Origin of the sequence: Allosphingosinicella deserti (assembly GCF_003012735.1) — a bacterium.
Classification (GTDB): Bacteria; Pseudomonadota; Alphaproteobacteria; order Sphingomonadales; family Sphingomonadaceae; genus Allosphingosinicella; species Allosphingosinicella deserti.
In genome coordinates, this window is sequence record NZ_PXYI01000003.1 from 518,802 (window position 1) to 537,922 (window position 19,121).

Below are 19,121 nucleotides of genomic sequence, written 5' to 3' on the forward strand. Positions count from 1 at the left end.
GGCCAGCGCCATTCGCGCGAGGGCCGCTTTTTCAATTTTCAGTGGAGACTTCTCACCGATGGTGAAGGCTGAATGGGGCACGAAGCGGACCTGCCCGAAATGCGGCACCCGTTTCTATGATCTCGGCAAGGAAGATCCGGTGACCTGCATTCAGTGCGGCGTCGCCTGGGATCCGGAGCCGGTGCTCAAGTCGAAGCAGCCGCTACCGTTCGACGCGCCGAAGAAGGCCGTCGATCTCGATGAGAAGGAGGACGTGGATCTCGCGGCCGAGGATCTCGAGATCGATGACGATGCCGAGGAGAATCCGGACGACGAGGTCGATCTCGGCGGCGACGATGATATCGGCGTGCCCGGCGCAGGCGACGACGAAGACGAGGTTTGAAGATCTCGTTTTAACCGGCTTGACGGGCGCCGCCGGCCTCTTCTAAAGGCGGCGCCACCAGCCCGGCGGTCCAGACGCCGGCGCTTCAAAAAGGTTAGGGGCCGTAGCTCAGCTGGGAGAGCGTCGCAATGGCATTGCGAAGGTCAGGGGTTCGATCCCCCTCGGCTCCACCATTTCCCAATGACATCGCAGCGGGATGACCCGCCCGGGTCCGAAGCCGGCGAGTAGCGTGCGCCAGGGCTTTGCGCTGAGCGCCGGAGTGGCGCTTCTTATCGCAGATCAGAGTGCTCCTGCCGGCCGGCGATGAAGCCCCGCCGCGCGGCAAGCTCCACGGTCTGATCAGCCCAGGGCCGACGCAGCAGCTTCGCAGCTGCGCTGGACGCTGTCGCGGGCTCTACCGGCACATCCTGGAAATCCTCAGGATCGATCCGGCGCCAAGCGCTCGAAACTCGTGGGTCTCCGCGGCCTGGCCTGCGCCGGGCCGTTCCGATCCTGTCAGCTCGGCGGCGCGGAGATCGTCAGGGTGGAGAGCGTCGCGCTCGCCAGGCTCGGGTTGGTGCGGGCCTGTTCCAGGGCAAGCGCAAGCTGCGGCCGCGCGCCCCGCCACGCATAATTGCGGCACGAGGTTTCGGCGACGAAATTTCCCGCCGGCGCGCAGACGGAGCCGACCGCCCCGCGCACGCGCCGCATCAGCGTCCGTTCACCGTCCGGGGTGGCGATGTCGAGGTCGCTGAAGTTGACCACACGGACGAGGCGTCCTTCGTCGTCGACAATTGCGCGTTGACCCGTCACGACTACTGGAGCGGCAAGGACAGGCGTCGCCGCCATGCCGAAAAGGGTGAGCGCGCACACGAGAGACGTGTTCTTCATGTCGGTACTCCCTGGTTCGATCTCGGGCCGGAGCCTGGTAATTGAGCCATCGCTTCGTGCATTGCACGCGGGCTTAGACAAGCATCGCCTTCGGCTCGACCAATCCGGCGGCGCCGCGACCAACCTCGCTGTGGCGACGACCAACTGCAGGGCGCAGGCCGGCGGCAAGGCACGTGGACGAATCTCTGCGCAGACAACCACGCGTCAGCTTGGAAGAAGGGGAGCTCGTCTGGCCCTCAAAGAGCGGGGCCGCGATATAGCAGGCCGCCTGGGCCGCGCAGCACGGCATTGACCTGCGCGCCCTGCCATCGGAGGGTGAGGCTGCGGCCGCCTCCGCTCAGCGGAAGCAGCAGCGCAGTGCCGTCGCAGCGGGCTCTGCCTTCGAGGAGGGCGGCCGATCGGTCGACCAGCCTGGCCTTTATCTGCCCGGCCGCGTCGCCGCACCGCCCCTGCCGCGCGCGGAAGCGGAAATCCTGCACGGACAGCGCGGCAAGCGGGGCTGCGCCGGCGAGATCGACGCTGCCGGTCAGATTGCGCACGCTGGTGCCACGGCTGGAGAAAGCGGCGCGTCCGCGCAGTCCGTCCTCGCCGCCCCAGTGGAGGGACAAAACAGGTTCGCCGCCGGGAAGCGAGACCGGCAGCGCGACCGCATCAGGCGAGCCGAGCGCAAGGCCGGCCATGCGCAGGTCGACCAGGCGGCCGCTCCAGATCGTGCCCTCGGCGTCCCGCGCCGCGAGCGGCGCGCCCGAAGCGGCCCAGCCGGCGGCGACCTTCATCGGCAGGGTCGCGGCGAGGGCGAGTCCGAAGACAGAGGTGAACCAGGCAGCCTTCCGCGCGCCGATACGATCGATCATTGCTGCACCGGGGGTTGGGAAGGCGCCGCCGGAGGGGTGGGTGGCGATGAGTTTGGCAGCGGGGCGGGCGCCGGGCCGCCGACGACCTTGGCAGGTCCGGATTGATCCATGAACAATTGCTCCCGCGTTCCGCCGCGCGCCAAGGTGACATTGTCGAAGCCGACCGCCGCCAGGACGACTCCGGGGAGGATCTCGTCTCCGACGGCGAAGCTGTGCTGGATGCCGTCGGGGGTGGCGATGATCGCCGAGCCGCGTCCGCCACCCTGATCCTGCCGCACACCGTGCAGAGTCAGATCGAGCCCGGTCACGACGACGGCACCGCCGGCGGCGCCCGCGCGGAAGAAGGGATCGGTCTCGCGCAGCACGGCGGTATCCGCCGGGCCGGTTCGAGCGAGCCGAGGCTCCCAGGCGCCGATCGCTCCGATCGGGACGACAAGCGCCCAGACGAGGGCGGAGCACTGGATGGCGAGCGCCGCCAGCAGGACGATCTCGACCCAAGTCTGCCAGGACCATGCCTTGAGCCGCGCGGCCTGGGCAACGAGTGAAGGCGGGAAACTCAGCGTCTTGGCCATGGAAGCTCCGGAAGATTCATGATGCGGTAACGAGCCACAGCGGCCAGCCTGCGAGGGCCATCAAGGTGCCGAGCGGCAAGGGATCACTGCCCGAAACCGCACGTCCGAGGGCCACCTTGCCGGCGAGATAGGCCAGTCCGACCAGGCCGGCGCCGAGCAGGACGAACGGCAATTGCTGCCAGCCGAGCCACGCGCCCAGGGCCGCGAGCAGCTTGGGATCGCCGCCGCCGAGACCCTCGCGGCCGCGCAGCCGGCGATATGCGAAGGCGATCAGCGCCAGGATCGCGAAGCCGGCAAGCGTGCCGATCAGACGATCCTCGAGCGGCGGTCCGAAGTCACAGAGGGCGACCACCAGCCCGACCGGGATGAGCGGCAGGGTGAGCGCGTCGGGGAGCCAGTGGTGCTCGGCGTCCAGCGCCGCAAGGATGAGCAGCCACCAGCCGAACAGAGCGGTCACGACGCTGAGCGGAAAGACGTGCGCGACTGCGGCAGTCAGGCCGATCGCAACGGCGCCGAGTTCCATCGCGGCATGGCGCGTGTCGATGCGGGTCTCGCAGCCGCGGCAGCGGCCGCGCAGGAGGATCCAGGAGAGAAGCGGCACCAGCTCGGCCGGCCCCAAAGTCCGCCGGCACCCGTCGCAGCGCGAGCGTCCGGCGATCACGCTTTCCCCGGCCGGCCAACGAACGAGGAGCACGGCAAGGAAGCTGCCGACGATCGCGCCGGCACACGCGAGTGCGGCGGCGAGCGGCAAAGCTGCGATCATGACCCGCGCGCCCAACTGCGCTGCACCACCCGGCTGGGCGCGCGGCGGGCGTCCACCAACGCGGTCTCGAACAGTTCGGTGCCGGCGATCGCGCCGTCGATGTCGAGCCGCACCCATTGCGGGCGCACCGCAAATTGCGATGCGATCTCGGTGCTCGGGAAGCGGTCGGTGAGCGCAGGGCTGTTCCAGAAGGCCTGCACGCTGCGCCAGCCGCCCGGCGGCCGCGCCGCGATCGCCGCGCGTGCGACGTCGGCAGGGATCCGCTCGGGCGAGACCATCGCCAGCAACGGAGCCTGATCCGGACCGAGACCGTTGACGTTGATCGGCGACAGATCGGTGACCGGAAGGGCGCAGAGATAGGGGCGAGCCGCCTGGTAGAGTTCCGCGGTGACGCCGGAGACTGCACGAAGCTCGCTCGCGTCGACGAACAGGCCGTTCGCCGTGCGATAGGATGCGTAGGCGCTATCCTCCGCGCCGCCGGGAAGTGCGCTCGTGTCGCTGTCGATCCAGTCCGCCGCCGCGGCGGCAACCTGCTGCGCCTTGCCCTCGGGTACGCCGATCACGCGAAGCAGCCCGGTGAATTGCGCGATTCCGATCGGCCGGACGCGAAGGCCGGTTGCGACATTGCCCTGCACGAGCGAGTTGACGTTGAAGCAAGTGGCGCCGTCACGAACGCGGGCGGTCACGGCGCCGCCTTCGGGCAAGGAGATCGTCCGGACCTGGCCCGCCGGGTCCATCTCGAGCGGCGCCGAGCCCGGGTCGCGCGCCAGGAGATCGTCGATCTGCAGGGTGATCAGCATCTCGACCCCGCCGGCATAGCCACGCGCCTGGTCGAGCGCCGAGGAATTGGCGGCGAGTGCAGTGGCGAAACGCAGCCGCTCCAGCGCCGATGCGGCGATTGCGCCGATCACCGCAACCAGCACCAGCACGGTGATGAGGGCGGCGCCTCGTTCCTGTGCGGCCGGGATCATCCGCGTCCGGCCCCGACCAGAAAGATCATTCGCAGCGGCGGCTTCATGTCGACCGCAATCTCGACGGCGAGCGGCAGGTCCTGCGGCTGGACCGGGTCCCAGCGGTCGCGCCAGGCACCGTCGGCGCCGCGGAAACGCAATCGAAGCACTGAGGCGGGGCCGAGCAGCCGCTGCGCCGGCATCGGCGAGGCGCCGTCGACCAGCGGCCAGGCGACGCGCTCGAGGACGCCGTCGGCGACGCGATATTCGACCCTCTGGATCGAGGGGCGCGGCGCACCGTCCTCATTGTCCCAGCCGGACCGGACGAGTTCGAACGCGCCGTTCGAAGCGTGGAATGCGGGCAGGGCATTGCCGGCGCGATCGCGATGGGGACGGGGCAGCGCCTGGGCGAGATCCGCGGAGAGGATGGCGCTGGTTCGGCGCAGCGCGGCGGTGTCGGACAGCTTCGCCTTGACGCCTTCCTGCACCCGCGCGCTTCCCGACAGGAGCATCACGCCGGCCGCCGAAAGCAGGCCGAAGATGATCAGCGCGACCATCAGTTCGACAAGGGTGAAGCCGTTGCGGGTCATCACGCCGCCTTGCGGAACATCGTCAGCCGCGCCGCGGGCCGGGCGGCGGCACCAACGACGATCACGTCGATGCGCAGGATGCGCGGTTCGGGGGACGGGGCAGTGCGCCGTATCCAGGTCCAGCTCCGGCCGCCATTGGCACTGATCCCGCGGGCGACGCCGAGCGCCGGCGGGCGCCGATCGGTGACCGCTTCGACGGCGACGTTGCGGGCGACGATCTGCGCGACCGCCTGGTCCTGGAGGGTCGCCGTGCCGGTGAGACTGACCGATTGCAAGCGGACGAGCGCGAGTGCGGCGATGCTGAACACCGCCAGAGCGACGAGCATCTCGACAAGGGTGAATCCGGCCTCCCGCTCAGTGCGCGACATCGATCTCGCCCCGGCTATCGGCAAACACCATCGCCCGCTCGCCATTGCGGAGCAGCTCGATCGCAAGCGGATCGGCGATCCCAGTCGCATCGAAACGGATGCGAGCCTGCTGCGAGGGCAGCGCGATCGTCGTGCCCTGCTGCCAGGTTTCGGGGGCGAGCGGCGGCTCGGGGATCGGCTGCCAGACGCCCGCGGTCCGGCGCTCGAACGCATAGCCGGTCGTCGTCACCAGAAGCGCGACGGGCCGGTTCTGCAGCACCGCTTGTTGCTGGGCCACGTGGATCCGCGCGGCCAGCCGCTCCGCTTCGCGGCGGACGTGGTTGCCGGGCTTCGGCAGCGCAAGCGCGGCAACCGAGCAGGCGAGGCCCAATATCGTCATGACGACGAGCAGCTCGACGAGGGTGAAACCGCGTTCCTGCGCTTGGGCGGCGTTCATCACAAGCCGCCCGCCAGGGCGTCGATCTGGAGGATGGGAAGCAGCACGGAGAGCACGATTACCGCCACCACCACGCCCATCACCACGATGATCGCCGGCTCGAGCAGGGCAAGGACGGTGGTGGTGAACATGTCGAACTCGCGCTCGAGATATTCGGCGGCCCGCTCCAGCATCGTATCGAGCTGGCCGCTGGCCTCGCCGCTCGATGCCAGCGAGACGAGCAGGGGCGGAAACACACCGGCATGGCGGAGCGCGCCGGACAGGCTCCCGCCGGTGCGAACCGTTTCGGCCGTCTTCTGCGTCGCCGCCCGCAGCGCGCGATTGTGAACGGTCTGAGCGGTGAGCTTGAGCCCGTCGACGAGAGGAAGGCGGCTGTCGAGCATGGTCGCCAGGGTCCGCGCCATCCGTGCGGCATGAAGATCGCGAAGCAGGCGTCCGGCGAATGGCACGCGCAGCAGCAGCGCATCGCGGCGGAGGCGGCGTTCCTCGCTGCGCATCGAGAGCGCGGCGAGAGACCAGGCGGCGACGAGTGCGAGCCCGATCGCCCACCAATAGGCCGCGAGCAGATGCGAGACGCCGATGACCAGGCGGGTGAGCAGGGGCAGCTCCTGGCCGATATCCTCGAACTGCTCGACGACGCGCGGCACCACGAAGATCATCAGTGCAAGCACCACGAAAGCAGCAACGACCGCGAGGACGAGCGGGTAAGCGAGCGCGCTGATCACCTTCGATCGAACCTGCGCCTGCCGCTCGAGCAGTTGCGCGAGTCGCTCCAGAATGGTCGGCAGGCTGCCCGAACGTTCGCCGGCGGCGATCATTGCGCGGTAGAGCGGCGGGAAGCTGTGCGGCTCCCGCGCCATCGCCTCGGAAAGCTGGCGACCCTCGACGACGCCGGCATGAACCGCCTCGACCACGCGCCGCAGCCGCGGCCGTTCGGCCTGACGGATCAGCGTGCGCAGGGCTTCCTCGAGCGGCGTGACCTGGACGAGGGTGGAAAGCTGACGGGTGAAGATGGCGAGCTGCTTTGCGGGCATGTGATCGCGCGGGAACAGCGGCCGCGACCAGAACGGCCCAGTCGCTGCGGCGGGCAGGCCGGGATCCAGCCGGACGACATAGAGTCGCTTGTCCTGGAGCTTGCCGCGCGCGCTTTCCGGGGTGGGCGCGCTGACCGCACCCCTGCGCTCGCGCCCGGACGTATCGAGCGCCAGATAGGTGAAATCCGTCATGCGACAGTCGAATCGTCGGTCAGCATGTGCGGGAGGCTAGAGAGGAGGGATGACAGGCAGGTGCCGATTTTGTTGCACTTTTGAGACATGCGGCCTGCGGGGTCCGTCGCGAAACTGTCACAGGAATCCGGTTGATGGGCGTCGGAATCGCCCAGCGCTGCGACGCCTAGGATTTTGGCGGGGCAGGGGGGTGGCTGCAGCGGCAGGGACGGGCATGTACCAGGCGAACGACTATCCTTTGGCGGGCGGCGGAGGCGTCGCCGCCTTCGCGCCCGCGAAATGGCCTGTGGTCGCCATGCCGGCCGCTGTTGGTGAGGTTCGTCCACGGGACAGGATCAAGGTCCGGCTGTGGCAGGCATCGTCCCTGCTCCTGCTTGCAGGCACCGCTTGCGGGATTGTTCTTGCCTATGACGGGCCGAGCGTCGGTCCGCTGCCGCGTGCAGCATCTGCCGTCACGCCGGCAGCCGCGCCGGCCTTGTCGAGCCTCGAGGCGCCGGTGTCCGAAGGCAGTCTTTTGCTGGTCGGCATCATGCCAGGCGAGCCGATCGATCGCGCGATGGCACGCGCCGGGGTCGGTGCCGGGGAGGCCGCTAAGGTCCGCCGGGCCTTGCGCAACGCGCTGTACGCGACCGATCCCGCGCCGGGCACGCAGTTGCGCGTCCACCTCGGCGAGCGGCCGAACTTCCTGGCGGCACGGCCGCTGCTTTCGGCACGCTATCAGACATCGGCAGGATCGACGATGTCGGTGGCAAGAACCAGAACGGGGTTCGCCGTCGAGGCCGAAGGGCTCACCGCCGCCGAGCGTCCGCGAAGGTGGCGCGGCGTCGTGGGTGCGGACCTTCTCCAGTCGCTGCGCGACAGCGGCCTTGCGCCGGCGTCAGCCCGTGCGTTCGTCGATGCGCTGCGAAGCCGCATCTCGCTTGCGAGCCTTCGAGCGTCCGATCGTTTCCTTGCGGTGACCGCGCCCTCCGGGGCGCCGTTGCTCGTGCGCTTGGACCGGGCGGCCGGAGGGGGCATCGCACTGATGCCGTGGACGGGCTCGGACGGGCGAACCGCATGGTACGATATGGCCGGGGCAGGAACGGCTGAAACCCGCATCCAGCGCCCGGTGCCGGGACCGGTGAGTTCCGGCTTCGGAGTCCGCCTCCACCCGATCCTCGGCTTCTGGCGGATGCACAAGGGCGTCGATTTCCGAGCCGCCTCCGGCACCCCGATCGTTGCGACCATGGATGGCCGGGTGGCCGCGGCCGGATGGCACGGCGGGTACGGCCGGCAGGTCCGCATCGAGCATGGCGGCGGCCTCGTCTCCACCTACTCGCACATGAGCGCGATCGCCGTCGCGCCCGGCGCCTTGGTCCGCCAAGGCGATAGGCTCGGCGACGTCGGCTCGAGCGGTCTCTCGACCGGCCCGCACCTCCATTACGAACTCTCCCGCGGCGGCACGGCGATCGATCCGCTCTCGATCGGCAGCTTCGGTGCGCACCGCTTGTCGGGAACGGATCTCGACGACTTCCGTCTACGGATGCGGCACGTAATGGCGGCCGCCGCCGAGACGGTCAGCGCGGCGCCCCAAACGCCACTTCGGCTTTGAGGCTGCCGGCCGCATTCGGAACGGCGGACATGGTTCGCACCGGCACGCCTTGCGCTTCAACCGCGGCGACCCATCCGAAGAAACTCTTCGACGGCACGGCGTCGAAGCGAAGCCGGAACGTGCCGTCTGTCTCTTCGGCGCCGCTCACCGTCAGCCCGGCTGCGGTGGCGGTCGCGGCGAGCGTCTGGGCGCTCTTCGGCCGCGCCTGCGCAGCCGCGCCGGACAGCTTCGCAATCTCGCGCGCATAGAAGCGCGTCTCCCCGAGCGCCTGCACGGCCTGGTCCCGAGTGGCGGCGGCAGACGATCGCGCTTCGGCGATCGGACGCAGTACGAGCAGCCAGACGAGGATCGATGCCGTCACACATCCGAGCGCGCCGAGCATGATCCGCTCGCGCGGCGAGCGATCGTTCCAAAGCGTGAGCATCGTCATTGCGGTCTCACCAGCCATTGTACCTCGATACCGGTCTCGTTCCGCTTGGGCGGCGGCCCCGCAATCGCGTAGCCGGCCGCCTGAATGCGGGTGCGCAGCGTGGCGAGCGTTGCCGGCGCATCGGCGCCGATCGTCACCGACAGAGCGCCGTCGCGGTAGCCGAGGCCGGCGAGCGACGCCTGGGGAGTCTCGCGTAGCGCGGCGAACAGCATCGATGCCTCCGCCGAGAAGCCGCCGGCGCCGCCGCCAAGCTCCGCCAAGCGTGCCTTGAGCTGGGCCGGCGGGTCCACGACGCTGCGCCCGCGCGGCAGCGCGGCAGAGGCGATGCTTCGCGCCTCGGCTTCCATCCTGCCGGACGCCGCGGAATCGCGATAGGCGGCCACCAATTGGGCGGCGATCGTCACGGCCAGGATGGCGAAGACAAGCAGCGCCGCGCGCTGAACGAATCCCCGTTCGACGTGCATTCGTCGACGGGCGAATGGCCCCTGGCGCAGATCGACCAGCGGGGCGGACAGTGCGGACGCGATCCCGCCTTCCCATTCGGCCTGTGTGAGTGCGCGCACCGGTCGATTGCCGAGGACCAAAGCCGCGATTGGCGCTTCGAGCGCGAACGCTTCGTCAGGCCCGCGACAGAGGGCGGTAGCGCCGGCGTCGAACCGCACCAGGCCGTCTGCGGGTGCAGGCAGCAGCGCAGTCTCGGGAACGATGCTCCTTGCGCTCACGCCATTCTGGGCGAGCAGGCTCAGCCAGTGGGCCATGGTCGCGGCGGAAACGAGAGCGACGCAGGTCGCACCGGTTTCGGAGCGCGCGCCGAGGGCGACGTGCATTGCGGCGATCGGTTCGGCCGAGAGCTCGGCGACCATCAGCCTGGCTGCGGCCAGGGCCTGCGCCGGCGCAAGGCCGTCCGGAAGCTCGACCCAGTGCAGCGCGACCTGGTCGGCCGGAACCACCACGATACAGTCCCGGATATCGTCCGGCCGTGCGACAGGAGAGAAGGTCCCCGCCTCGTCGATCGCCGCGAAGCGCCCGATCCCGTTGGCTTCGACGAACGCGATCACGCGCGGGGTCAGGCGCGCCCCGTCGCTGCCCGGCCTGTCGGTACTCGGCGCGTCAATCGACGGCGCGTCACTGCCCGGCCCACCGCGCGACCGCACCAGAGGCGCGCCGGCGAGGCGATCGGCAGCGTCAGAGCTCTGCGCTGCTGATATCGGCATTCTGGCCTTCGCCCCCTTCCTTGCCATCGCCGCCCAGGCTGATGATCTCGAACGCGCGTCCGTTTCTGCCCGGTGCGGTGTAGCGATAGCCGTTCCCCCAGGGGTCGTTGGGCAGGCGCTTCACATAGCCTTGGTCGACGACTGCCTTCAGGCCTTGCTGCGCGGTCGGATATTGGAGGTTGTTGAGCCGGAACATCTCGACGCCCTGCTCCAGGGTCGCGATGTCGGCCTTGGCCTTGGTCAGCGCCGCCTTGTCGGTGGCCGGCATGACGTTGATGATCACCACCGTCGCCAGCAGTCCGATGATCACGATCACCACCATCAGCTCGACCAGAGTGAAGCCTGCCTCCGACGGAGCCGGGCGCCGGCGAGGGGCATATTCAATCTTCATCGACGCTCGTCCTCGAGATGCGGATCGCCTCCTCCGCCGTGGTCACGCCCTGGAGAACCAGGGTGCGCGCGGCCGAGGCGAGATTCTGGAAATTGCGGAAGGCGTGGCTGGCGATCACTGCCTCGTCCCCGGCGGCGTTGATCAGGCGGCGGATTGCATCGTCGATGCGTACCGCTTCGAACACCCCGATCCGGCCCTTGAAGCCGGCATTGCCGCAGCTGTGGCAGCCGACGGCGCGATAGATGATCGTCCCGGGCTCGAAGCCGAGCAGGGCGGCGAGCGACTTGTCCGCCTGCACCGGCTCCCGGCAGTCCGGGCAGAGCCGGCGCACCAGCCGCTGTGCGATCACCGCCCGCAAGGTCGAGGCGAGCAGGAACGGCTCGATCTTCATGTCCCGCATCCGGGTGATCGCCCCGACCGCGTCGTTGGTGTGGACGGTGGAAAGGACGACGTGCCCGGTGAGCGAGGCCTGCACCGCGATGTCGGCGGTCTCGCGGTCGCGGATCTCGCCGACCATCACTACGTCCGGGTCCTGGCGGAGGATTGCGCGGAGGCCCGCCGCGAAGCTCAGGCCGACCTTGGGATTGACCTGGGTCTGGCCGATACCGTCGACCGCATATTCCACGGGATCCTCGACGGTCAGCACATTGCGGGTGCCGTCGTTGAGCAGCCGCAGCCCGGCATAGAGGGTGGTCGTCTTGCCCGATCCGGTCGGCCCGGTGACGAGGACGATGCCGTTGGGTTCGGCAAGCGCCTCGCGGTAGATCTTGTCGACCGCAGGCGGCATGCCGAGCACGTCGAGATCGATGCCGGCCGTGGTCTTGTCGAGAATCCGGAGAACGACCCGCTCGCCGGCGCGGCTCGGCAGCGTCGAGACGCGGACGTCGAGCAATTTACCGGCGAGGGTGAGGCCGATACGACCGTCCTGCGGCACCCGCCGCTCGGCGATGTCGAGCCGCGCCATTACCTTGATGCGGCTGACCACCACCGGCGCGACATGGGCCGGCATGCGCAGAGTCTCGCGTAGCACGCCGTCGACTCGCATGCGGATGGTGAGGCCGCTTTCATAAGGCTCGATGTGAATGTCGGACACGCCCTGGCGCGCGGCATCGGCGATGATGCCGTTGATCAGCCGGATCGCGGGCGCATCGTCGGCGCTGTCGAGCAGATCCTCTGCCGTCGGAATGTCGCCGGCAAGATGGCTGAGCTCGTCGCCGAAACCCAGCGAGTCCGCGACGTCGGCCGTGCCCTGGCCGTCCAGGGAATAGCGTTCGGCGAGCAGGCGATCGAACTGGTCGACGGCGGTGAATCGAACGTCGAACGGTCGTGCCAGGAAGCGGCGCATTTCGATCAGCACCCGCGGATCGGCACCCTGACGCATGGCGACGGCAAGATGGCCGTCTTCGGCACCGAGCAATGCGACGCCGAACTTGCGCGCGAACGCGAACGGGATGTTGAGCGGCAAGGCCGGGAGCGCCGCTGGCTCGGTCTCCCGGCTCATCGGACGTCCCCCTGCGCCGGAGAGGGCAGCGTCGCCGGCTCGGCGATCGGCGGGACAGGAAGCTGCGGCGGCGCGGCGCCAAGATAGTCGCGGACGAGCTCGTCGATGGTCGGTTCCTCGTTGGGATGGAATTGGGCCTGGCGGTCGCGGATGTAGCCGTAACGTTGCGCGGACACGGCGCGGGCGTCCTCCGCGGATCGAAGGATGGTCGGCCGGATGAACACCATCAGATTGGTCTTGGTCCGTGCCCGGCTCTTCGATCGGAACAGGGCGCCGAGCACCGGCAGATCGCTGAGGAACGGGATTGCCTCGATCGTCTTGCGATCATTGTCGTCGAGCAGGCCGCCGATGCCGACGATCTCGCCGTCGTCGACCGTGATCGTGGTCTCGAGCTGACGCTTGTTGAGGATGAGGTCGGTCGAGTTGCGGGCGACCGGTCCGGCGATCGAGCTGACTTCCTGGCGAAGCGCCATCTTGATCGTCCCGCCGGCATTGATCTGCGGCTTGACCTCCAGGCTGATGCCGACATTCTGGCGCTGCACCGTGCGGAACTGGTTGTCGAAATTCTGGCTCAACGTTTCGCCGGTGGTAACCGGCACTTCCTGCCCGACCAGGATCCGCGCCTCCTGATTGTCGAGCGTCATGATCGACGGCGTCGACAGGATGTTGGACCGCGTGTCCGCTTTCACTGCGTTGACGATCGCGCCGAAGATGGCGTTGCCGCTGCGGATGGCAAAGCCGGTGAGCCCGCCATTGGCCCCGAGCAGTGAATTGACGGCCGCCTCCTGCAGCGTATCGGCGACGGTGGAGCTTTGGGTGGTGGTCACGACCTCGCCGTTGACGGTGGTCGTCGTGGTCCTGAGCTTCTCCGCGGCGACTGCGCCTGCAACGGTCAGGATGTTCGGGTTTGCGTTCGAATAATTGGTGACCGCGAACGGAATGTTGCTGCCCTTGAGCCCGGCCATCAGCAACTGGACGCCGAGCTGCTTGGCCGCCTGATCGGAGATTTCGACGATGATCGCTTCGACCAGCACCTGCTCGCGGCGGGTGTCGAGCTGCCGGACGACTTCGCCGAGGCTGCGCTGGATGTCCTTGGGCGCGGCGATGATGATCGCGTTGGCGCCCTCGAACCGCGTGACCACGGCATTGCGACCGCCGAACACGCCGTTGCCGCTCTGTGTGACCTCGGACGTCGGCAGCGGCGCGCTTTGCACGGCCGGTCGCGTTTGACCCTGCTGGGGCCCGCGCGCGTCCATGATGCTCGAGCCGGCGCTGAGCCCGGCCGGCTGCGGTGCCGGGCTGGCGGGCTGGCCGAGCAGTTGCTGCAGCACCGGCAGCAACTGCGCGGCGTCGGCATGTTCGAGGAAGATGACTCGCACCTCGTTGCCTGCCGCGGCGCGCTGATCGAGCTCGGCGGCCATCGCGGCGAGACGGGCGACGGTCGCGCCGTCGCCGCGGATCGCGATCGCGTTTGAGCTGTCGACGGGCACGATCGCGGCGCCGCCGCCATTCGCCGCCTGGCCGTTGCCCATCAGGGTGTTCAAAGACGCGGCAATCTCGCGCGCGCCGGCATTCTGAAGCGCGACGATGCGCGAGTTGCTGGTGTCGCGGTCGATGCCGGCGAGAACCTGGCGGATCCGCGAGACATTGTCGCGATAGTCGGCGACGACGATCGAATTGCGGGTAGCGGTAATCGAGCCTTCGCGGCTGACCAGCGGCCGCAGCGTCTCGAGCGCTGCAGCACCCTCGATATGGCGCGGTCGGAAGATCTCGGTGACGAAGCTGTTCGGGCTGCCGCGTCCGCCGATACGGCTCGGCGCGGTCGCGCCGTTCGCTGCCGGCTGGATGCGCAGACCGCCGCCCGCGGTCGGCACCGCGATCAGGCCGTTCGACCGCAAGGTCGACAGGAACAGTTCGAAATATTCGGATTTCGACAGCGGCCGCTGGGTGACCACCGAGACTTTGCCCTGCACTGCGGGATCGACGATGAAGGTGCGGCCGGTGACCCGCGCGGCATCTTCGACGAACGCGCGGATGTCGGCCTCGCGGAAATTGACGCTGTACTGCGCCCAGGCCGGAGCGGCCGGCGACAGCGCGAACAGGCAAACTGCGGCAGTCAGCCGCAGCAGCCGGCGGCGGGAGGAATTCGAACGGGGAATCGAGTTCATGACGTTCGGGCTACAGGCCGTAGATGACGGCATCTTTGTGCTTTTGTGACGGATTTGTTTCGGTGCCGATGTGGGCCTTGAAACAAAGGGTGGCGGAGGCGCCGAGCGCTCCGCCACCAGGGGGGGACCTTGTTGCGCCCTCTCGAATCTCCCCGTTGGTCGGGGAGAGACTTGGGGCCCTCGGACCGAGACGGTTCCGATCGACGCAATTGGCGCCGATGATGGTTTGCTCTGCACCAGCGCACCCCCGCCCAGCCTCCCCATCGAGGGGAAGGGCTAAGAGGGGCGGAGGGGTTGGAAGAGGGGAGAGCTCAGATGCGCCGCGCCCCAGTGTCCAACCGCCTCAGAACGTCGCGCTTACGCCGAAGCTTGCCGTCGTGCCGATCTTGTACAGATTGTAGTAGATACGGTTTTCGCCGCTCTGCTGATACTCCTTGTACTTGGTGCCGGTGATGTTGCGGACTTCGAATTTCGCTTCGAGCTCGACGCCGCCGATGTTGATGCCCTGGCGGGCGACGAAATCCAGGCGCAGGCCGGGATATTCGATGATGTCCGGCTGCAGCGCCGCGCCGCGATTGGTTACGCGCTTGCTGGCGTAGGTCAGCAACAACGTCTGCTGCGACAGCCGGTCGGTATCCTCCAGTCCGAACTGAAGGTTGACGAGGTGATCGGACTGGCCGGTCAGCGGCGTGCCGTCGCGGAACAGGTCGGTCGCCTTGGTCGCCGATGACGCGAACACCGCCACGGTGTCGTCCTCGTTCACCTTCACCTTCGACTTGCTGTAGGTGTAGTTGGCGATCAGCACCGCGCGGCGTGATTGCCAGAAGGCGCCGTCGGAGAGCCCGCTCAGATCGAAATATTTCTGCGATTCGACTTCTGCGCCGTACAGCGTGGCCTGCGGGGCGTTGGCGAAGCTCGACAGCACCGAATTGTCGCTGAAGCTGGCGAACGTTTCGATCGGATTGTCGATGCGCTTGTAGAAGCCGGAAAGCGAGAAGCGCTGATCGCGCGCGAAATAATATTCGTAGCGCGCTTCCGCATTGTAGAGCTGGCTGTCGACGAGCAGCGGATTGCCGCGGAATTCGCGATTGGTGTCTGGATCGAAATAAAGCTGGTAGATGAGCTCGCGGAACTGCGGACGCGCGATCGTCTTGGAGCCGCTGACCCGGATCTGCATGTCGGGCCGGAACTGCCAGGTCAGCGTCGCCGCCGGCAGGAAATAATCGCGCTTCAGGCTGGTGCCGGCCAGGGATGCCGTCGGCGTATTGAACACCTGCACCGGATCCACCGTCTGATCCGCTTTCTCCCAGCGTATGCCGTAATTGAGGCTGAGCTCGTCGCTGAACTGCGCCTGGATCTGGCCGTAGACGGCGTGGTTGCGCAACTTCGCATCGAACACCGGATTGCCTTCGTTGGTGTCGACCAACCCGATATCGTAGAAGTCGATCACCGACGGCTGCAGCAGGTAATCCGGGCGGAACATCGCCACACCGCTGGGGAAGGTACCCGGGGCGATGAACAGGAAGTCGCGCCGCTCCGTCCGCCGGGCGGTGTCGGAGAAGGCATAGCCGGCGCTGAGCGTCAGGCCCTGTGTCGCCTTGTAGGAAAGGTCGGCGCCGGCCGAATACAGATTTTCGTTTAGGTCCGAAAAGCTGATCTCGGCATTGCCCTGCTGCCCGTTGTTCAGCCGGTTGATGAAGTATTGCCCATAAGGATCGTCGGCGCGATTGCTGCGGAAATATTCGTAGCTGATCTCGAACGGCGCTTCGCGCTGCGAATTCGCGTAGCCGGCGCGGACATCGAGGTCGATGGCAGGGCTGAGCTTGAACTCGCCGACGACCTGCGTGTCGATCAGTTGCCGCTCGAACCAGGCGGTGTCCTGCTGTTGCAGCGTGGCGATCGGCGAGGTGGTCTGCCGCGAGCCCACGCCGAGACGGGCCTGCTTCAGGGTGTCGCGGATGTAGAGGTTGGTCCAGCGGATCGCATTGTCGCCGAATTCGAGGCCGACGCCGAGAAGGCCGTTCACGACGATGCGATTGTCGGTGATGACCCGCTGGAAATCGAGCTCCTTCTGGCTGAGATCGACGTTCGCCGCGGTCTGCTGGATGGTGTCGCGGGTGCGCCAGTCGTTCTTGTAGCCTGCGGTTGCGATCACGCCGAGGCGGGCATCGCCGCCGAGATCGAACGAGGTGCCGCCGCTGATCTGCGCGGAGAAGTTGGCCGGCAGGTGCTTGTTGCGCTGAAGGATCGAATTGCGCGACGTGATCAATTCGCTTGCGATCGCCTGCGTATCGACTCCGCCCTCGCTGATTCGTTCGCCGCTGTTCAGGAAGGAGGCGAGCGCCGGCGGGATGTCGCGAGTGCCGTTGTCGAATCCGGTCCAGTCGCTCTTGCTGCCGTAATAGGTGTAGCCGAGCTGGTTGGTGGCTTCGCTGTCCGCCTCGACGGCGCCGCCGATCGTGAGGAAGCTCTCCGTCGGCACCGATCGGGTGGTGAGATTGATGACGCCGCCGCCGAACTCGCCGGGGAAGTTCACCGAATAGCTTTTCTGGACGAGCGACGACGCGATGACGCTGGTCGGGAAGAGATCGAGCGGGACCACGCGCCGCAGCGGCTCCGGGCTTGGCAGGGGCGAGCCGTTGAGCAGCGCCAGTGAATAGCGGTCGCCGAGGCCACGGACATAGACGAAACCGTTGCCGACCACGCTGAGCCCGGTGACTCGACTGAGCGCGCCGGCGATGTCGCCTTCGCCGGTGCGGGCGATGTCGGCTGCGGACAGCACGGAGACGACCTGCGGCGTGACCCGGGTGATGTCGCGCGAGCGAGTGCCGACGACGACGATCTCGGCGTCGCCGCCGGGAATGGAGACGTCGGGCGCTTGCTCTTCGGCGGGAGTCTCGGTCGCCTGCTGCTCGGGCGCGGCGCCCTCGGCAGCGTCGTTGGTCGGCACGCTGGTCGTGGAATCGGGAACGCTTGGCCCGGCCTGGCTTGGCGCGCCTGCGTCCTGGGCGAGGGCTGCCGCCGGTGCGACGAGTGCGGTGGAGAGCAGCAGCATGGTGGTCGCCGCCAACGTGTTGGACATGTTCAGCCCCATTTTGTGTGAGAAGAGCGGGGCAGCGGCTTGATCGCCACGCCCCGCTCCCAAGTTCAGGTCGTTCGGATCAGCTGGTCGGGATCGTGGTGCAGAGCCCCGTTCCGCCGAGATCCGCGGTGGCGCTGTTGCAGGTCCAGCCCTTGTACCAGTTGTCGGTCGCGTCGCGGACCGCGCCGATATAGGTCGTCCGGTCGAAGAACGCGTCGATCGTGGTGGCATCGAACGCGGGCACCGCCGCCTCGGTGGCGCCGTTGACGAAGATGCTGGTCAGCGTCGAAACGTAGGCATCGTTGTTGTTGTTGGTGCCGCTGCCGAAGATCGAGGCGACCTGGGCGTCGGTCACGCCGTTGGCGCCGAGATATTTCGGCGTGCCGCAGGTCATCTGGACCGAGCGGAAGACCGGCGGGCCGGCTTCGTCCTGGGCCGGATCGGCAGCCTGGATGGTGTTGGCACGGCTGATGCGCAGGCAGGTGAGGCCCGAGCTGACCAGGACGCTGTTGGCGAGCGTATAGTCGGTGCCGCCGCGCAGCAGGATGGCGGCCAGATCGGAGCCGGTGTTCGAGCGCTGAATGAACGTGGCGTTCGAAACCCGGACGTTCTGCCGCGGCGTGTTGCCGTCGGCCGCATTGTCCGAGTCCGCCTCGATCATCGCGTCGCCGAAGCCGTTGCGTTGGACCGCGAGCACGTACTGGAAGTTGCCCTTGACGCCCACATCGGTGTCGAGATTGTCGTCCTCGGCGCCGATCGACACGAAATACTTCATGTTCACCCGGCCGCCGAAGAATTCGGCGCCGTCGTCCGAGCTGTTGAACGACATGATGTGATCGAGCTGGGTGCCGGTGCCGGTGCCCGAGGTGGTCAGCGACTGCAGCTCGCTGTTGCCCGACAGGACGAAGCCGGAATAGCGGATCTGCACATAGCTCATGCGGCCGCTATTGTCGTTGACGGTGGCACCGCCATACTTGGCCGGATCGGCTGCACCCTCGGTCTGCCGTTCGCAGGCGGTGGTGCCCGGCGCAGCACCCGGATTCTCGCAATCGGTGATCGGGGCGCGGCCGAGCAGCACGACGCCGCCCCACTGGCCAGAGCTCGCGTCGGTGTTGAGGCCGCGGACATTGTCCTGGCTGGTGAAGATGATCGGCTGGGTGGCGGTGCCGACGGCCTGGATCTTGTTGCCGCGGTTGACTGCCAGCCACGAGACGCCGCTGCCGCCGAACACGATCACGCCCGGATCGATGGTGAGGGTGACGTTGCTGTCCGCGGCGCTGGCGGTCGGGCCGCCGTCGGTGCCGACATCGGTGCGGCCGGCGAGACGATAGAGCAGGCCGGGGATCTTGGTCAGCTGGATGCTGCGGTTGATCCGGGTCGGCAGGCTGCAGACGCGCCACGTGCCGGTCGGGCCGGTGATCGTGCCGGAATCGGTGAGGCCCTGCGGATCGGCGATGGTCGGGCAGCCCGAGGCCGGCGTCACGGTCGCGGGCGGCGGCGGCGGCGGCGGTGGTGCCGGCGGCGTCGGCGCCGGCGGATTGATGATCACGTCGCCGCCCGTGCCCGGCGACGCGATGTCGTCGGCGCCGCAGGAGGCGAGCAGAGTGGTCAGCGGTATCAAAGTGGTCAGGAGCAGGAGCGAGCGGCTGCGAGACATGGAAACCCCCTAGGAGTGGTCGAACGAAGGCAGCCCGTTCCGCGGGTCTGCCCTTGCGACCTTGGCTAAAGAGAGT

Annotated in this window: 18 protein-coding genes and 1 tRNA gene; 3 read left to right on the forward strand and 16 right to left on the reverse strand. The window is 67.9% G+C overall.

The window, feature by feature from the left end:
* Positions 1-58: 58 nt before the first annotated feature.
* Together C7I55_RS10765 and C7I55_RS10770 are read left to right on the forward strand one after the other, a co-directional pair.
* Complete coding sequence (locus C7I55_RS10765; protein ID WP_106512917.1) at positions 59-382, forward strand: TIGR02300 family protein; 324 nt, start codon at positions 59-61, stop codon at positions 380-382.
* A gap of 97 nt (positions 383-479) precedes the next feature.
* Positions 480-555 (forward strand) — tRNA-Ala (locus tag C7I55_RS10770).
* 322 nt (positions 556-877) lie between these two features.
* Here the strand turns inward: C7I55_RS10770 and C7I55_RS10775 are convergent.
* The 9 genes from C7I55_RS10775 to gspF all read right to left on the reverse strand — a co-directional run bounded on the left by C7I55_RS10775 (position 878) and on the right by gspF (position 7,011).
* Positions 878-1,252, reverse strand: coding sequence for a UrcA family protein (locus tag C7I55_RS10775; RefSeq protein ID WP_106512918.1), 375 nt, complete (start codon positions 1,250-1,252; stop codon positions 878-880).
* Positions 1,253-1,488: 236 nt separating this feature from the next.
* Positions 1,489-2,106, reverse strand: coding sequence for a type II secretion system protein N (gene gspN, locus C7I55_RS10780; protein ID WP_106512919.1), 618 nt, complete (start codon positions 2,104-2,106; stop codon positions 1,489-1,491).
* Positions 2,103-2,678, reverse strand: coding sequence for a type II secretion system protein N (locus tag C7I55_RS10785; protein WP_106512920.1), 576 nt, complete (start codon positions 2,676-2,678; stop codon positions 2,103-2,105). The genes gspN and C7I55_RS10785 overlap by 4 nt, the downstream gene beginning before the upstream one ends.
* A gap of 16 nt (positions 2,679-2,694) precedes the next feature.
* Positions 2,695-3,441 carry a prepilin peptidase gene (locus C7I55_RS10790; protein WP_106512921.1) on the reverse strand — a complete coding sequence of 249 codons (747 nt, stop codon included), beginning with the start codon at positions 3,439-3,441 and terminating at the stop codon, positions 2,695-2,697.
* Positions 3,438-4,412, reverse strand: a complete 975-nt coding sequence (gspK, locus tag C7I55_RS10795) for a type II secretion system minor pseudopilin GspK (RefSeq protein WP_106512922.1) — start codon at positions 4,410-4,412, stop codon at positions 3,438-3,440. The genes C7I55_RS10790 and gspK overlap by 4 nt, the downstream gene beginning before the upstream one ends.
* Positions 4,409-4,981, reverse strand: coding sequence for a type II secretion system minor pseudopilin GspJ (gene gspJ / locus C7I55_RS10800; protein ID WP_106512923.1), 573 nt, complete (start codon positions 4,979-4,981; stop codon positions 4,409-4,411). Before gspJ ends, gspK begins: the two co-directional genes overlap by 4 nt.
* Positions 4,981-5,349 carry a type II secretion system minor pseudopilin GspI gene (gene gspI, locus C7I55_RS10805; protein ID WP_106512924.1) on the reverse strand — a complete coding sequence of 123 codons (369 nt, stop codon included), beginning with the start codon at positions 5,347-5,349 and terminating at the stop codon, positions 4,981-4,983. Before gspI ends, gspJ begins: the two co-directional genes overlap by 1 nt.
* The gene (locus C7I55_RS10810) at positions 5,336-5,785 is read right to left on the reverse strand and encodes a GspH/FimT family pseudopilin (protein WP_106512925.1); all 450 of its coding nucleotides are present in this window, start codon (positions 5,783-5,785) and stop codon (positions 5,336-5,338) included. The genes gspI and C7I55_RS10810 overlap by 14 nt, the downstream gene beginning before the upstream one ends.
* Entirely contained in the window at positions 5,785-7,011 is a 1,227-nt protein-coding gene (gspF, locus tag C7I55_RS10815) for a type II secretion system inner membrane protein GspF (RefSeq protein WP_106512926.1), read from the reverse strand. Before gspF ends, C7I55_RS10810 begins: the two co-directional genes overlap by 1 nt.
* Positions 7,012-7,225: 214 nt before the next feature.
* Here gspF and C7I55_RS10820 point away from each other — a divergent pair, with 214 nt between their 5' ends.
* Complete coding sequence (locus C7I55_RS10820) at positions 7,226-8,602, forward strand: M23 family metallopeptidase (RefSeq protein WP_158266377.1); 1,377 nt, start codon at positions 7,226-7,228, stop codon at positions 8,600-8,602.
* On the opposite strand, the gene gspM is transcribed toward C7I55_RS10820, so the two are convergent.
* From gspM to C7I55_RS10855, 7 genes are all read right to left on the reverse strand, one after another.
* A complete protein-coding gene (gene gspM / locus C7I55_RS10825) occupies positions 8,568-9,032 on the reverse strand; it encodes a type II secretion system protein GspM (protein ID WP_158266378.1) in 465 nt (154 codons plus the stop codon). The genes C7I55_RS10820 and gspM overlap by 35 nt on opposite strands.
* On the reverse strand, positions 9,029-10,246 hold the full coding sequence (gene gspL, locus C7I55_RS10830; protein ID WP_158266379.1) for a type II secretion system protein GspL: 1,218 nt from the start codon (positions 10,244-10,246) through the stop codon (positions 9,029-9,031). Before gspL ends, gspM begins: the two co-directional genes overlap by 4 nt.
* Positions 10,218-10,637, reverse strand: coding sequence for a type II secretion system major pseudopilin GspG (gspG, locus tag C7I55_RS10835; protein WP_106512930.1), 420 nt, complete (start codon positions 10,635-10,637; stop codon positions 10,218-10,220). The genes gspL and gspG overlap by 29 nt, the downstream gene beginning before the upstream one ends.
* On the reverse strand, positions 10,627-12,138 hold the full coding sequence (locus C7I55_RS10840; RefSeq protein WP_106512931.1) for a GspE/PulE family protein: 1,512 nt from the start codon (positions 12,136-12,138) through the stop codon (positions 10,627-10,629). Before C7I55_RS10840 ends, gspG begins: the two co-directional genes overlap by 11 nt.
* On the reverse strand, positions 12,135-14,306 hold the full coding sequence (gspD, locus tag C7I55_RS10845) for a type II secretion system secretin GspD (protein WP_106512932.1): 2,172 nt from the start codon (positions 14,304-14,306) through the stop codon (positions 12,135-12,137). Before gspD ends, C7I55_RS10840 begins: the two co-directional genes overlap by 4 nt.
* A gap of 343 nt (positions 14,307-14,649) precedes the next feature.
* A complete protein-coding gene (locus tag C7I55_RS10850; RefSeq protein ID WP_106513211.1) occupies positions 14,650-17,388 on the reverse strand; it encodes a TonB-dependent receptor domain-containing protein in 2,739 nt (912 codons plus the stop codon).
* Between the two features lie 79 nt (positions 17,389-17,467).
* Positions 17,468-19,045, reverse strand: a complete 1,578-nt coding sequence (locus C7I55_RS10855) for a hypothetical protein (RefSeq protein WP_106512933.1) — start codon at positions 19,043-19,045, stop codon at positions 17,468-17,470.
* Between the last annotated feature and the right edge of the window lie 76 nt (positions 19,046-19,121).

What these genes read in the sequence shown, in the direction of transcription:
- C7I55_RS10765 (WP_106512917.1), top strand. Translation starts at nt 59, where the DNA reads ATGGTGAAGGCTGAATGGGGCACGAAGCGGACCTGCCCGAAATGCGGC.
- C7I55_RS10775 (WP_106512918.1), bottom strand. Translation starts at nt 1,252, where the DNA reads ATGAAGAACACGTCTCTCGTGTGCGCGCTCACCCTTTTCGGCATGGCG.
- gspN (WP_106512919.1), bottom strand. Translation starts at nt 2,106, where the DNA reads ATGATCGATCGTATCGGCGCGCGGAAGGCTGCCTGGTTCACCTCTGTC.
- C7I55_RS10785 (WP_106512920.1), bottom strand. Translation starts at nt 2,678, where the DNA reads ATGGCCAAGACGCTGAGTTTCCCGCCTTCACTCGTTGCCCAGGCCGCG.
- C7I55_RS10790 (WP_106512921.1), bottom strand. Translation starts at nt 3,441, where the DNA reads ATGATCGCAGCTTTGCCGCTCGCCGCCGCACTCGCGTGTGCCGGCGCG.
- gspK (WP_106512922.1), bottom strand. Translation starts at nt 4,412, where the DNA reads ATGATCCCGGCCGCACAGGAACGAGGCGCCGCCCTCATCACCGTGCTG.
- gspJ (WP_106512923.1), bottom strand. Translation starts at nt 4,981, where the DNA reads ATGACCCGCAACGGCTTCACCCTTGTCGAACTGATGGTCGCGCTGATC.
- gspI (WP_106512924.1), bottom strand. Translation starts at nt 5,349, where the DNA reads ATGTCGCGCACTGAGCGGGAGGCCGGATTCACCCTTGTCGAGATGCTC.
- C7I55_RS10810 (WP_106512925.1), bottom strand. Translation starts at nt 5,785, where the DNA reads ATGAACGCCGCCCAAGCGCAGGAACGCGGTTTCACCCTCGTCGAGCTG.
- gspF (WP_106512926.1), bottom strand. Translation starts at nt 7,011, where the DNA reads ATGACGGATTTCACCTATCTGGCGCTCGATACGTCCGGGCGCGAGCGC.
- C7I55_RS10820 (WP_158266377.1), top strand. Translation starts at nt 7,226, where the DNA reads ATGTACCAGGCGAACGACTATCCTTTGGCGGGCGGCGGAGGCGTCGCC.
- gspM (WP_158266378.1), bottom strand. Translation starts at nt 9,032, where the DNA reads ATGACGATGCTCACGCTTTGGAACGATCGCTCGCCGCGCGAGCGGATC.
- gspL (WP_158266379.1), bottom strand. Translation starts at nt 10,246, where the DNA reads ATGCCGATATCAGCAGCGCAGAGCTCTGACGCTGCCGATCGCCTCGCC.
- gspG (WP_106512930.1), bottom strand. Translation starts at nt 10,637, where the DNA reads ATGAAGATTGAATATGCCCCTCGCCGGCGCCCGGCTCCGTCGGAGGCA.
- C7I55_RS10840 (WP_106512931.1), bottom strand. Translation starts at nt 12,138, where the DNA reads ATGAGCCGGGAGACCGAGCCAGCGGCGCTCCCGGCCTTGCCGCTCAAC.
- gspD (WP_106512932.1), bottom strand. Translation starts at nt 14,306, where the DNA reads ATGAACTCGATTCCCCGTTCGAATTCCTCCCGCCGCCGGCTGCTGCGG.
- C7I55_RS10850 (WP_106513211.1), bottom strand. Translation starts at nt 17,388, where the DNA reads ATGTCCAACACGTTGGCGGCGACCACCATGCTGCTGCTCTCCACCGCA.
- C7I55_RS10855 (WP_106512933.1), bottom strand. Translation starts at nt 19,045, where the DNA reads ATGTCTCGCAGCCGCTCGCTCCTGCTCCTGACCACTTTGATACCGCTG.